At 59.2% G+C, this 13991-nt stretch carries 12 protein-coding genes; 4 read left to right on the top strand and 8 right to left on the bottom strand.

Annotated features, from left to right (window positions below; genetic code table 11):
* Positions 1-36: 36 nt before the first annotated feature.
* The 3 genes from JFU47_RS32790 (at position 37) to JFU47_RS32780 (ending at position 3947) form a co-directional block, all read left to right on the top strand.
* Positions 37-1176, top strand: a complete 1140-nt coding sequence (locus JFU47_RS32790) for a metallophosphoesterase (protein WP_201188497.1) — start codon at positions 37-39, stop codon at positions 1174-1176.
* Positions 1177-1221: 45 nt separating this feature from the next.
* Entirely contained in the window at positions 1222-2031 is an 810-nt protein-coding gene (locus JFU47_RS32785) for an aldo/keto reductase (protein ID WP_446739654.1), read from the top strand.
* Between the two features lie 371 nt (positions 2032-2402).
* Positions 2403-3947, top strand: coding sequence for an amidase family protein (locus JFU47_RS32780; RefSeq protein WP_201188495.1), 1545 nt, complete (start codon positions 2403-2405; stop codon positions 3945-3947).
* A 226-nt stretch (positions 3948-4173) separates the two neighbouring features.
* Here the strand turns inward: JFU47_RS32780 and JFU47_RS32775 are convergent, their stop codons facing one another.
* The 8 genes from JFU47_RS32775 to JFU47_RS32740 are packed head-to-tail and all read right to left on the bottom strand — an operon-like array spanning position 4174 to position 12132.
* On the bottom strand, positions 4174-4872 hold the full coding sequence (locus JFU47_RS32775) for a GntR family transcriptional regulator (protein ID WP_201188494.1): 699 nt from the start codon (positions 4870-4872) through the stop codon (positions 4174-4176).
* A gap of 8 nt (positions 4873-4880) precedes the next feature.
* A complete protein-coding gene (locus JFU47_RS32770; RefSeq protein WP_201188493.1) occupies positions 4881-6179 on the bottom strand; it encodes an amidase in 1299 nt (432 codons plus the stop codon).
* A complete protein-coding gene (locus JFU47_RS32765; protein ID WP_201188492.1) occupies positions 6176-7294 on the bottom strand; it encodes a M20 family metallopeptidase in 1119 nt (372 codons plus the stop codon). Before JFU47_RS32765 ends, JFU47_RS32770 begins: the two co-directional genes overlap by 4 nt.
* Positions 7295-7315: 21 nt before the next feature.
* Positions 7316-8023 (bottom strand): ABC transporter ATP-binding protein, encoded by a 708-nt coding sequence (locus JFU47_RS32760; protein ID WP_201188491.1) that lies wholly within the window; start codon positions 8021-8023, stop codon positions 7316-7318.
* 4 nt (positions 8024-8027) lie between these two features.
* Positions 8028-8801 (bottom strand): ABC transporter ATP-binding protein, encoded by a 774-nt coding sequence (locus tag JFU47_RS32755; RefSeq protein ID WP_201188543.1) that lies wholly within the window; start codon positions 8799-8801, stop codon positions 8028-8030.
* Positions 8798-9955: a branched-chain amino acid ABC transporter permease gene (locus tag JFU47_RS32750; protein ID WP_201188490.1), complete on the bottom strand. Its 1158-nt coding sequence runs from the start codon at positions 9953-9955 to the stop codon at positions 8798-8800. The genes JFU47_RS32755 and JFU47_RS32750 overlap by 4 nt, the downstream gene beginning before the upstream one ends.
* Before the next feature lie 2 nt (positions 9956-9957).
* A complete protein-coding gene (locus tag JFU47_RS32745) occupies positions 9958-10920 on the bottom strand; it encodes a branched-chain amino acid ABC transporter permease (RefSeq protein WP_201188489.1) in 963 nt (320 codons plus the stop codon).
* A gap of 42 nt (positions 10921-10962) precedes the next feature.
* Complete coding sequence (locus JFU47_RS32740; protein WP_201188488.1) at positions 10963-12132, bottom strand: branched-chain amino acid ABC transporter substrate-binding protein; 1170 nt, start codon at positions 12130-12132, stop codon at positions 10963-10965.
* Positions 12133-12556: 424 nt separating this feature from the next.
* On the opposite strand from JFU47_RS32740, the gene JFU47_RS32735 reads away from it, so the two are divergent.
* The gene (locus JFU47_RS32735) at positions 12557-13885 is read left to right on the top strand and encodes an OprD family outer membrane porin (RefSeq protein ID WP_201188487.1); all 1329 of its coding nucleotides are present in this window, start codon (positions 12557-12559) and stop codon (positions 13883-13885) included.
* Positions 13886-13991: the final 106 nt, after the last annotated feature.

The following is a 13991-nucleotide window of genomic DNA, read 5'->3' as shown; positions in this document are numbered from 1 at the left end:
AATTCAACGATTGATGGTTTGCTGAGTGAGCTTTCTGTGTTTCACCTCTATCTGGGCCTGGCCTATCTGTATGTCCTGTGGCGCTTCGTTATCCCGCTACCTGTCTCGACAGGCTGGCGGATCCTCCTCGCCCTCGTGGTTCTAGTTGTCTCCAAGTACCACCTGATCCAGATCTGGGTGTTCGGGACAATGTTCTCCCCAGAGATTCCCCGTTGGGCTGTTCTGGTGGCAAGTTGGGCGTTCTGCTCATTTGTTCTGCTGTTCGTGTTTGTTGCCATCGCGGATCTTGCAAAAGTACTGCTGTCGATACTCCGACTGCGTACTGCCAGAAAGCTGGTAAGTGCGCACAGCCGGTATGTGATTGCGTTGGTCGCTTCGCTGCTGTCAGCGTTGGGGGTTTATCAGGCCGTACAGGTTCCTGATGTGCGCAACGTGGAAGTCAGGATCAAGAACCTGCCGCACTCCCTGGATGGGCTTCGGGTCGTTCAACTGACTGACCTGCATATCAGCCGGCTTTTTCACGCGCCCTGGGTGTCGCAGGTGGTGGCTCGAACCAACGCTCTGAACCCGGACTTGATCCTGATCACAGGCGACCTCATCGATGGCACGACAGCTGCCCGACGCCAGGACGTGGCGGCGCTTGGTGGGCTGAAGGCCGCTCTGGGCGTCGTCGCTATTCCCGGAAACCACGAGTACTACTTCAACGAAGCTCAGTGGCACTCCGAGTTCGAAAAGCTGGGCATGCGCATGCTGGAGAACGAGCACGTAGTCATTGGATCGGGCGATGAAGAGCTTGTCGTCGCCGGCGTTACGGATGAGGCCGCTCCGGCATTTGGCATGCCCGGCCCGGACCTGGACGCGGCGCTGGTGAATGCTCCCGTAAACGCTCCTGTGATTCTCCTGAAACACCGCCCCTCCGGCGCCTTGCGCTCGGCTAACGCTGGCGTTGGGCTACAACTCTCCGGGCATACGCATGGAGGAATGATTCGAGGTCTCGATCAGGTAGCTCGATACGCCAATGAGGACTTCGTTTCCGGGGCATACACGGTCGGGGAGATGCTGCTTTACACCAGCAATGGCACGGGGCTGTGGAACGGCTTTCCGATTCGCCTGGGTGTGCCAGGGGAAATCACCCAATTCACTCTTCGGGCGGGTTCGCCCACTCAGTCTTTCTAGAAGATGTTTCCTGTACATGAGGTGTCTATGAGTCACGAACAACCGATGATCAAACTCTCCGATGGAAACCAGATTCCTCAGCTCGGGTTGGGTGTCTGGCTGGCCAGCCCGGAGGAGGCTCGCGCTGCGGTGAGTCATGCGCTGGAGGTTGGATACCGCCACGTTGACACGGCTGCCGTGTACGAAAACGAGGAAGGTGTGGGCGCAGGGATTCGCGATTCAGGGGTGGACCGCGCCGAGGTGTTCGTCACCACCAAGATCTGGAACGCCGCCCAGGGTTTCGATGCGGCGGCCAAGGCATTCGACGAGAGCCTGGAGCGCTTGAGGCTGGATTATGTGGATCTGTTGCTCATCCACTGGCCGGCTCCTTCGCGGGACCTGTTCGTGGATACCTGGAAAGCACTCATCCAGGCCAAGGAGCAGGGCAAGGTGCGCTCCATTGGTGTCTCGAACTTCAATCCCGACCACCTGCAGCGGCTGATCGATGAAACAGGCGTCGTGCCCGTCCTGAACCAGATCGAACTGCATCCTTTCTTCCAGCAGAGTGATCTGCGCCGTTATCACGACGAGCTCAACATCCGCACGCAGTCCTGGAGTCCGCTGGGTCAAGGCCTGGTGCTCACCAATCCAGTGATTTGCGAGATTGCTGCCAAGCACGGTCGCACCGCCGCGCAGGTAATCATTCGCTGGCATTTGGATCTTGGCCTGATTGCAATTCCAAAGTCGATCACCCCGGCGCGGATTGGCGAGAACTACAGGGTCTTCGACTTCAATCTGGATGCCGAGGATATGGCTGCGATCGCCAAGCTGGACACCGGACTGCGCGTGGGACCGGATCCTCTCGATCGCGCCTGATCATCTCTGCATGACAGCACCGGGCAGCGGCAGCCAGTGCTCTGGTTTCACAACCGGAGAGAGATTTACAGGTAGCAGCTTCTCTCGTAACGATCGGAAGCATCCTTCGAAATCCGCACCATTTTGGAGATTGAAAATGCATCGGGCGCCCAAGGCTGGTGCATTTCGCCGGCGTCGCAGGGACGCTGAGTTTTCCCGCCGCCTGCCTCCCTCGCGGACCTGACCGTCCATTCGGCAAACACTGCATTCTGGCCCGGTCTGGCACGTTGTATGCAAAATTCAAAATGCAAAAATTAACGTTCATTCAAAAATAATGTCGTTCACAACCTGATAGGGTCATTCAAAAAATGCGGGATCACACAAACAAGGTATTGCCGGTATTGCTGGCAGGACTACTTCCATTGTCGGCCAATGCTGCAGGCGCGCAGTTCAATGTCATGGACGCCTCGATTGGGGACATTCACAAGGCGATGCAGGCAGGTAGTCTCACCTGCCGCGGATTGGTGCAGCAGTACCTTGATCGCATCAAGGCCTATGACAAACAGGGCCCCGCGCTGAATGCGATTCTTTATCTGAACCCCAATGCGCTGGAACAAGCCGATGCCCTGGATAAGCAATTCAAGCAGACCGGCGAAATGGCGCCGCTGCATTGCATTCCGACGGTGCTGAAAGACAACTACAACACAGCCGATATGCCGACCACGGGCGGTTCGGCTTCCCTGGCCGGCGCCCAACCCAAGCAAGATGCCTTCGCGCTGAGCCGCTTGCGTAAAAGCGGCGCCTTGGTTCTCGCTAAAGCCAATATGCAAGAGTTCGCCCTTGGCGGGGTATCGATCAGTTCGCTTGGCGGCCAGGTAAAGAATCCCTATAACCTCCTGTTGACACCGGGCGGCTCGTCCGGCGGCACTGGCGTTGCGCTGGCTGCCAACTTCGCTACGGTTGGAACCGGATCGGATACCGTCAATTCGATTCGCTCGCCCGCTTCCGCCAATAGCCTGGTCGGGATCCGGCCGACCCATGGCCTGATCAGCCGGGCTGGCATCCTGCCGGTCTCATTCACCATGGACGACGCAGGCCCGTTGACCCGCTCCGTGGCCGACGCCGCCGTGATGCTGGACTCGATGGCGGGCTACGATCCGGCCGATCCGCTGACAGCGCTCGGTGTCGGCAAGACCCCGAAAACCTACACGGCATCGCTCAATAATAAGGCGCTCAAAGGCGCGCGGATCGGTGTGCTGCAAACCATGTTCGGCACCAAGCCGGAGGATCAGGAAGTCAACCGCGTCATGGCCAACGCCATCGAGGTCCTGAAAAAGCAAGGTGCGGTCATCGTTCCGGTGAGCGCCCCAGAGATGGACAGCGACAAACTGAATGCCGAGCTGGACGTGCAGAAGTATGAATACAAAGGCGTCATCAATACTTACCTGAAGGCGCTCGGCACGGCCACACCTGCGCATTCGCTGGACGACATCATTGCTTCCGGCAAACCGCATCAATCCCTGAATAAGTTCCTGCTGTCGGCTCAGAGTTATGAAAACGGGCTGGCGGATCCGGATTACAAGGATCGGATGGTCAAGATGGACGCTCTGAAGGTCAGCCTTGCCAATCTGATGGCGGAAAATCATCTCGATGCGATGGTCTACCCACACCAGAAACGCTTGCCGGTGCCGATCGGTGAATTTAACCAGACCGATCGCAACGGCATCCTGACCGCGCTCACCGGGTTTCCGTCAATCGCGGTTCCTGCCGGATTTTCTACGCCTACGGCCGATGCGCCGATGGGCGTGCCAGTCGGCATGGAGCTGATCGGGCGCCCCTGGAGCGAGGGTCAACTCATCGGCTACGCCTACAGCTTCGAGCAAGCCGCCAAGGCCCGCAAACTTCCGACATCGACGCCGCCACTGGCAATGCGTTGAGTAACGCAAGGCTTTTGCCAGGTTGATCCACGGTAAGCACCGGCTCGGCAGAGTGTTGCCGAACCGGTGTGCGGCCGATTGGTGGGGTTGATAGGCTCAAAGGCTTTTTTCATCTGCTATCTGCACAAAAGCAAACGCCCCGAATAATTCGGGGCGTTTATCTCAAACCACCTTCAGCGTGTTTTCACATAGTCTGGATCGAGCGTTTTTTATATGGAACGCATCGTCAATTACGCGCGCTATGCACCATGTGCAGAGTGATTTTGCGGACCTCGGCCTTGCTGACCTCGATATGCGCCTTGAGCAGGCGTTGCGCCTCTTCAGAGCGGCGGTGCAGGGTGGCGTTGAGGATCTGCGTATGTTCCGCGTAGGTGGTGTCGATGCGCGCTGGCTGGGTGAAATCCAGACGGCGGATCACACGGATCTTGTCGCCAATCTCTTCATGAATCCGGGTCATCTGTGCATTGCCTGCCAAAGTCAGCAGCCGCTGGTGGAAGTGCTCGTCCATCTGGATCAGTTGATGGGCGTCATAGCAACGCTGGTCAGGTTCAATGCTCCAGATGGCCAACAACTCCTGGAGCGCCTCCTGCTGGCCGGGAGCGATGCTTTCACACAGGCGCTTGACCGCCGTCTGCTCCAGGACGATGCGCACGTCATAGAGTTCTTCGAAATAGGTGAAGTCGAATGGCCGGACCTGCCAGCCAGCCCGAAAGTGCACCTCCAGATAATTCTCCTGCTCCAGACGAAACAACGCCTGCCGCACGGGTGTGCGGCTGGCGTTCATGCGTGTGGCTATTTCCCCTTCGCTGAAACGGTCCCCGGGCAACAGGCGAAACTCGAAGATGTCCTGCTTGAGCTGGGCATAGATCCGTTCGGCGAGACCTTCCCGGCGTTCTTTGCCGGGGGCTTGGGAAGCAAGTTGCATGTTCAGTCCTATTGACGATTCAATTGGTGTTCCACCCAATGGCAAAAGACCAGGGTTTGGGTATCACTGGATGCAGGCCCGATGAACTGCACGCCCACGGGCAGCCCCATGGGACCGAAGCCAGTAGGCAAATGCAGGCTGGGCAGGCCTAGCACGCTCCAGGTTCGTGAAAACAGCGGGTCACCGGTACGCTGCAACCCGACGTCGGCTTCGCCACAGGCGCTGGGCGTCATTAATAGATCACAGTCGGCGAACACTTGGCAAAGTTGCGCGCGGGCAGACGCGACAAGGGCGTGATTGTAACGGTTTTGCGGGTAGCCGACCTCTTCGCCACGCACCAGCATCTGCCGCAGACTTTCACTGAGCAGCTCAGGATGATTCACACGCTCGTCGGCCAGCGCCTTGAATGCCTCGGCGCACATGATGTCGTCGTGCACCTTGGCGAGCTGGTCGAAGGTGTCCGGCAGGCGCACGTCAACGACCTGCACACCGGCCTTGATCAGGCGTTGCCGAGTGTCTTCGAGTGCCTGGCGTGCCGCCGGGCTCGCCGAGTCCCAATACGCTGTGCGGCACAGGCCGATACGGGGTTTGCTGTCCAGGCGCAACTGTCGCCATTGCGCAGCATCCGCCATCACAGAAGTGAGCAGCGCGACATCCGCCACGCTGCGCCCGAAGCCACCGACTGTGTCCAGGGACTCGCTGAGGCTTTTGACCCCGGCGCGGGGAATCAGACCGAAACCGGGCTTGAAACCGACGACGCCGCAGTAGGCAGCAGGGCGAATAATCGAGGCGGCGGTTTGCGTGCCCAGCGCCAGCGGCACCATTCGCGCGGCCACGGCGGCAGCCGAACCGCTGGACGATCCGCCGGGTGTGTGCAGCGGATTATGCGGATTGCGCGTCGGTCCCGGAGTAAAGGTGGCGAATTCCGTAGTGACGGTCTTGCCCAGCACGATCGCTCCGGCTTCTCGACACAGAGCGACGGCAGCGGCATCGTTGATGGGCTGATGGTGTTGGTAGATCGGCGAGCCATAGCCGGAAGGGAAATCCCGGGTGTCGAACAGGTCTTTGACCCCGAGTGGCAGGCCGTGCAGCGGCCCGCGCAACGGACCACGATCCAGGGCTCGGGCCTGCGCCAGCGCGGCGTCGTCATTGTAGCTGCGCCAGGCAAGCACCTCTGGCTCGCGCTCGGCGATGCGTTCGAGGAAGGCCATCATCAAGTGCTCGGCACTCAAGGTGCGCTGTTGCAGCAGTGTCGCTGCTTCGCTGGCGGTCAGTTGCGTCGGGTCATCCATACGGTTCATGTTCATGCCTGGCACCAATCGAGGATCATCCGGCGATACAGGTCGTGAGCCTCTTCGATGCGGCTGACCTCGCAATATTCATCGGTCTGGTGCGCCAGATGGGTTTCGCCGGGGCCGAGAATCAGCGTCGGCGGATTGCCCAGCGGCGCGAGGAGGGCGGCGGCATCGGTGAAGTAGGTGACCGTCCCCGGTGTCTGGGTACTGTCGCACAGTTGCATGACTCGCTGCACCCAGGTTGATTCGGGCGAGGTGTAGACCGGCGGCAGGTCGATCATGATCTCCAGCGCGATGTCGTCGCCGACAGCTTTCTGTATTGCCTGCTGCACGGCGGCATGGGATTGCCCGGCGACGCTGCGGATATCGATGGTCAGCTCGGCGGCATCCGGCACCGAATTGACGTTGAGCCCGCCGCTGATCAAGCCGACGTTCAGGGTCGGGCTGCCCATTTCCGGGTGTGCCGGGCAATGGAAATCGAAGGCTTGCAGGGACAGCGCGGCACGGGCGATTTTGTACACCGCGTTGTCGCCGTGTTGAGGCATCGAGCCATGGGCGGTGATGCCCTTGGCCTTGGCTTTCAACCACAGCGCGCCCTTGTGGCCGGCCAGCGGATTATTGTAGCTCGGCTCAGCCACCAGCAACGCACCCGCAGGTTTGAGCAGGCCTGGCTGGGCAGCCATGTGAAATGCGCCTTCACAGCCGGTCTCTTCACCGGCAGTAATGATCAGGGTGACGCCGGCAGTACCCGAGATCTGTTCGCTGCAGTCAAGGGCGGCGCAGACGAACGCGGCGACTCCGGCCTTCATGTCGCTGCTGCCGCGTCCGTAGAGTTTGCCATTGACGATATCGCCGCCGAACGGGGCCTGAGTCCAGGGCGCATCGCCCAAGGGCACCACGTCCACATGGCCGGTGAACGCCAAGGGCAGTCCCTTGCTCGGGTCGCCGAGGCTGGCGATCAGGCTGGCCCGACCGGGTGACAGTTCTATCAGGGTACAGGTGAAGCCATGGGGCTCCAGCAATTCGGCCAGGTATCGGGTGCAGCTCGATTCATCGCCCGGCGTGTTGATGGTGTTCATCCGCACCAGCGCCTGGGTCATTTCTACAGCGTTAAATTGCAAGGTCATGAGTGATGCTCCAAATAAGGATCAGCCGAAGTAGGCGGCCTGGACTTCTTTGTCTTCGCTGAGGCTGCGGGCGTCGCCCTGGGCCACCATGCGTCCCTGGGAAAGCACGAAGCCGTAGTGGGAAATCGCCAGGGTCTGGTGCACGTTCTGCTCGACCAGCAGAACGCTGATGCCCAATTGGCAGATGTCGGCGATGATCCGGAAGTTCTCTTTGACATACAGCGGGGACAGACCCAGGGAGGGTTCGTCGATGATCAGCAGGCGGGGTTTGGCCATCAGCCCACGACCTATGGAAACCATGGCCTGTTCGCCACCGGACATGGTGCCTGCCAATTGCTCGCGACGCTCTTTCAGGCGCGGAAACAGCTCGTACACTTCGTCGGCACGCCTGGCGATTTCCGCCGCATCGCTCACCTGATAGGCGCCCACGCGCAGGTTTTGCGCCACGCTCATCTTCGGGAAGATCTTGCGCCCCTCGGGAATGCAGGCGATGCCCTTGGCGATGATGCGGTGTGTCGGCAGGCCCAGCAGCGATGCGCCATCGAAGGTGATGTCGCCGCGATTGGGTGGTGTAAGGCCGAGAATTGATCGGATCAGCGTGCTCTTGCCCGCGCCATTGGCGCCGAGAATGCACGTGATACGGCTTTCTTCCAGCTCCAGGGACAGGTCATGGATGACGTCGATGCGGTCATAGGCCGTGGCAATGCGTTGAACGCTCAATAGGGGCATTGACTCACTCCTTGCCCAGGTAAGCGACCTGGACCTCTGGGTCGTCGATGATGTCGGCGTAGGTGCCTTCAGCGATTTTCTTGCCGTAGTTGAGCACCACGCAGCGTTCGGAAATACGCTGGATCAGATTCATTTCATGCTCGATCAAGGCGATGGCGAACGGGGCGACGCTCTGCCGGACCTTGAGGATGTCGTCCATCAACTCGTTGGTTTCCTCATGGGTCATGCCCGCCGACGGCTCATCGAGCAACAGCAGGCGCGGCTCGCTGATCAGTGCCCGGCAGATTTCTACCCGACGCCGGTCCAGCATGCTCAGGTTGACCGCAGGCTGCCAAAGCTTGTCGGCCAGCGCAGCGTTGAAGGTCTTCAGCAGGTGATGCACACGCTCGACCATTTCGCCGTGCTGGCGCTTGAAGGCCTGCCGGCGGAACAGGTTGAACCAGAGGCTTTCATCGAGGTTGCGGGTGTTGCCAATGACCACGTTGTCGAACACCGTCAGCGGCAACGACAGGCGCAGGCGCTGAAAGGTACGGGTAATGCCATGGCCGTAGACGGTCTGTGGCGAGCGGCCGCTGAGGTCCTCGCCGCCGAAGCTGACGCTGCCCGCGCTGGCCTTGTACAGGCCGGTGATCACGTTGAAACAGGTGGTCTTGCCGGAGCCGTTGGGGCCCAGCAACGCGAGGATTTCTTGTGGCGCGATATCCAGGTCCAGGCCGTCCAGGGCGGTCAGGCCGCCGAAGCGCATGGTCAGGCCGCGTGTCTGCAACAGTGGTTTCATGATTCACGTCCGGGAAAGAATTTGCGTACCTGACGAGGCAGCAGCCCCTGAGGACGAAATAGCAGAATGGCGATCACCAGCAGGCCGTACAGCAGGAAGCGATACTCCTGAATCGACTGCAGTTTCTCCGGCAGGATCATCACGATGGCCACTGCTGGAATGATCCCCCACGGATTGCCGATGCCACCGAGGATCACAATCGACACCAGGATCAGCGAGTCGCCGAAAGTGAAGTTGTTGGGCGCCACGTATCCGGTCATCAGACCGTAGCTGGCACCTGCGACACCGATCAGAAAATTACCGAACACAAAGGCCATGACCTTGGTGCGGGCGATGCGGATGCCGAATGCCGAGGCCGAGACTTCATCGGTGCGCACCATGTCCATGGACACGCCCAGCCACGAGCGTTCCAGGCGACGCACCAGCCAAAAGGCCAGGCTGCACAGGATGAGCGCCAGGATCACGAAGTTGGCGTAGAACGAAATCTCGCTGTCACCCCACTCCATGCTCTCGCCCAGATCCCGGCCGAACAGGGTCATGCTGGGAATGCGCACACCCTGCGGGCCGCCGAAGGTGTCATTGACCTCCATGAAGGTGCGAAACAGGATGCCGAACGCGATGGTCACCAACGCTGCATAGTGACCGCGGGTGCGCAATACAGGAAGGATCAGCAGCGAGCCCAGCGCCGCCGCGAGCAGCCCGGCGATCAGTATCGCCAGCAGGTCCGGCATGCCACTGTGCAGGGCCAGCATGGCGGCGGTGTAGCTGCCGATGCCGAAGAACGCCGCGCCGGCGAAGTTGACGATCCCTGCGTAACCGAACTGCACGTTGAGACCCAGGCAGGCCACGCTATAGATCAATACCGTGGCAAGCAGCAGCAACGCGAAGTGATCTTCATGAAACACCGCGAGCAAGACCAGCACACCAACGATACAACCCATGCCCAGCAGTTGCGGATAGCGCCCGGCGCTGAGGCCCAACGGGCGGGCGATGCCCAGGTGTCGGGAGACACCGAGCAGTACCGCGATGACGATTCCCAGTACAAGAATCTCAATCTGGCTTTCGGCATGCAGCAAGGCCCAGCCTGCGAGAAAGCTCAGGGCCAAGGCCGTGATGAGCAACGGTCGTGAAGTATTGGACAGAAATTTGATCATGCTCAGACTCGCTCACTGCTGCGTTCGGCGATCAGGCCGGTAGGCTTCCAGGCCAACAGGATGATCACCACTAAAAAGGCGAACACATCCTTGTAGGCACCCTGGAAACCAGGAATGAAGTGCGGCAGGGCGACGGCGCCGAAGGTCTGCAGGGCGGCGAACAGAAAACCACCGAGGATCGCACCGTAGAAGTTGCCTAGGCCGCCCAGGATCGCCGCGCAGAAGCCGATCACGCCCAGCAGCAGGCCCACGTTGAAGTTGATTTCGTTGTAATACAGGCCGTTCATCATCCCTGCCATGGCTGCCAGGGCCGAGCCCAGAGCAAAGGTCACCAGCACGATGCGTTCGAAGTTGATACCCATGACCCGTGCCGTTTCGCCATCCTGAGCCACGGCTCTGATAGCCAGACCCAGCTTGCTGCGGTTGATCAACTGATGGACGCCAAAGATAGTCAAGGCACCGGCCAACAACAGAATCGCGCTATCGGCGCGCACTGCCAGGTTGCCAAGATGCCAAGTGTCGGACGGCAGCAATTGCGGAAAGGGCTTGGAATTGGAGCCGTCCGGATAGAACAGACGGATGCACTCACGCAGCACCAGACCGAGCATCAGGGTGATCAGCAACAAGTTGATCGGAGGGGCGTCACGCAGCGGCAGGATCAGAAAACGTGCGACCAGCGCGCCCAATGCAGCCGTCACTGCCAAGGCGGCCACCAGCATGATCAACAGTTGTAGCCAGGGGTTTGCGATGCCGACCGACTGTGCCGCGGCGAACGCACTGAGTCCGGCGAACCCGCCGACCATCAACACATCGCCATGGGAAAACTTGATCACATCGAGCACCCCGAAAAACAGGGTGAAGCCCACCGCGACCATCGCGTAGATCATTCCGAGCATCAGCCCGTTGATCAGGTATTGACTGAGTATTTCCAGATTCATTGGAAGGTCCGGATCGTAAAGGGTCATGGCTCCGACACGGGGTCGGAGCCGGATCATGCAAGGCGCCGGTTACAGATCTTTCAGGGTGCGTTTGCCGCTGGCGTATTCGCTGTCCTGCCACGGCACCCATTTGCCGTCCTGCACCACATAGGAAGTGATCAGCGGCACGATGTTCTGCCGGTGGTCATCGAAGGTCACCGGGCCGATCATGGTGCTGGCGTCCTTGGTGTGGTTCAGCTCCTCACGAACCTTGCGTCGGTTCGGGCCGACCTTGTCGATGGCGTCCATCAACAAGTTGGTCGCCACGTAGGCGAACGGGCCATAGGCTTCGGCGGGCTGTGCGTATTTCTGCTCGCCATAGGCTGCGAAGAACGCAGGGCCGGCCGCCAGTTTCTCCCACGGAGCGCCTTCGATGAACGACAGCGAACCTTCGGCAATGGGGGCGCCGACACCTTCGATGTAGGAATCGGACTTGATCCCCGACGTGCCTTCGAGCTGGGCATCGATCCCAAGCTTTTCCATCTGTGAACGGATGCGGATGCCGATCGGGGTCAGGCCACCGAAGTAGATGACCTGCGGCTTGAGTTGTTTGATCTGGGTAAGTTCGGCGGTGAAGTCCTGCTGATCGGCGGTGACTCCGAACGTACCGACAATCTTGCCGCCGGCTTTTTCCAGCGCCTGGCTGAAGTACTGGTTATGGCCTTTACCGTAATCGGTGGTGTCGTGAATCACCGCGAAGGTCTTGTAGCCGTGGTCGACCATGAACTTAGCGGCTTCCTGGTTCTGGTTGATCATCGTGCCGTTGACCCGATGCACTTCCTTGAAGTCGTTGGCGTAGGTGATGTCCGGCAGCACCGCACCCCAGACCACCACTGGCAGGCTGAACTTGTGATAGACGTCGACGGCACTCATGGCCACGGCCGAGCAGTAGTGGGTGATGCCACCGATGATTTCCTTGTCCGACGCGATCTTGGTTGCGATCTGCACGCCGACGTTGGGCTTGCACTCATCGTCCAGCGATACCAGTTCGTACTCATACGGGCTGTCGGCCTTGGCGTTGTGTTCCTTAACCGCCAGGTCGCTGGAATTGCGACCACCCAGACCGATGGGCGAGGTGCCGCCGGTCAAGGGGCCGACGAAAGCAATTTTCACCACATCCTTGGCCAACGCGAATGGCGCGGCGAGCAGGCAGGCAGAAAAGAGAGCGGGCAGCACAACCACTTTGATCTTGTTACTCATGACGTCTCCTAAGACGATCCTGCCGGCGAATGTCGGCCATGATAAGAAAATACCATCTTGTATACATGATGGTTTTTCGCAGGAAGCAACAAGGATGCCATGAATGCAATCGGGCCCTAGAGGACAGGAATCCTGGGATTTCAGAGGTGAATAAGCGGCAATTTGGTGCAATTTTAATGAGCGCGCACTCGGGTGGTGCGCAGGATGCCCAAGGGAAATCTTCGCGCTCGCCGGCCCCTTTTTGGCCTATCGCGCCCTGTTCATTGAGGTCATCCCTGTTTGAGCCAGCGTGTGCAGTTGCTCATGTACGCGGGCTTCATGCGTTGGCACGCTTCATGCCTCGATTATCAGGTAATTTTCAATAGTTGCGAATTGCAAATAAAAAGCATCTGAACACAAGACTAGAAAGCCCGAGGAGCAGAACATGTACAAATCCAGCTTGGCGCTTGCCGTGGCCGTTGGGGTGTTGGCCCAGCAAGCCGGTGCTGCCGGTTTCATCGAAGACAGCAAGGCTTCCGTGAGTTCACGTACCTTTTACTACAACGCTGATACCCGCGAAGGCACTGCAAACGATCAAAAAGAAACCGCCGAAGGTCTGAAATTCGATTACACCTCCGGTTTCACAGAGGGTCTCGTCGGTTTTGGTATCGACGCTCAGGCGTTAGTCGGCATTCACCTGGACGGCGGCAAAGGCCACCATCCAGACAACAACAGCTTTTTCCCAAGCGACAGCGACGGTTCGGCGGTAGATGAGTGGAGTCGTGCAGGTGCGAACGTGAAGGCTCGTATCTCCAAGACTGAAATGCATTTGGGTAGTGCCTTGGCGCCGCAACTGCCGATTCTGTTGGCGAACGACAGCCGCCTCCTGCCAGCGACCTACGACGGTGGCATCATCACTTCCAAGGACATCGATAACTTCACACTGGTTGCCGGTCAACTCGAGCACTCTGCAGGTCGCGCAACGAGCAACAGTACTGGTTTGAGCGTCGCCGGCGGCACCCAGGACAGCAATCAGTTCCGTTTCGGCGGCGTTGACTGGAAGGCCACCAAAGACCTGACGTTGCAGGCTTATCACTCCGAATTGCAGGACTACTACAAACAGAACTTCTTCGGTCTGATTCATGTGTTGCCGATCGCCAACGACCAGTCCTTCAAGACTGACCTGCGTTATTTCGACAGCAGCTCCGACGGCAAGAATGGCACGACGGGCTACCTGTTCAATAACAACGGCGGCTACGCCAAAACTCCGGGTGAAGTCGACAACACCACCTGGAGCGCGATGTTCACCTATACCCTGGGTGGCAACGCCTTCCTGGTTGGCCATCAGCGTGTCAGTGACGACGGCGGTTTTGTGTACCTGAACCAAGGCAACGTTGTCGATGGCAATGGTAGTAACGAAGGCAACGGTGGCCCTAGCTTCTATCTGTTCACCGATAGCGTGGTCAACAGTTTCGTTCGTGCCGGCGAGAACACTACGTTTGGTCAATACACCTATGACTTCGCTTCGCTCGGCGCCCCTGGCCTGAAAGCGTCGGTCTCATACTTGCGTGGTCAGGACATCAAGGCTACCAACGGCGTAGGTCCAGACCAGACCGAGTGGGAACGCGACTTGCGTGTGGATTACGTGATTCAAACTGGCGCGCTCAAAGGGTTCGGTACGACGCTGCGTCACGGTACTTACCGTGGCGACACCAACATTCCTGCGCAAGACCAGACCCGTTTGATCTTCAACTACACCTACAGCTTCCTGTAATAAACCCCGAAATTGTTGGAGGTCCAGCGGACCTCGGTGTTGCCGTAGGCCGCGCTCGACCGCGTAGCGGTCGCAACATTCTCAAGCGTGCGCAATAAGAGGCCTC

It is taken from the genome of Pseudomonas sp. TH39(2020), assembly GCF_016650715.1.
GTDB lineage: Bacteria > Pseudomonadota > Gammaproteobacteria > Pseudomonadales > Pseudomonadaceae > Aquipseudomonas > Aquipseudomonas mandelii_C.
This window is presented reverse-complemented; position numbering and strand designations above follow the sequence as displayed.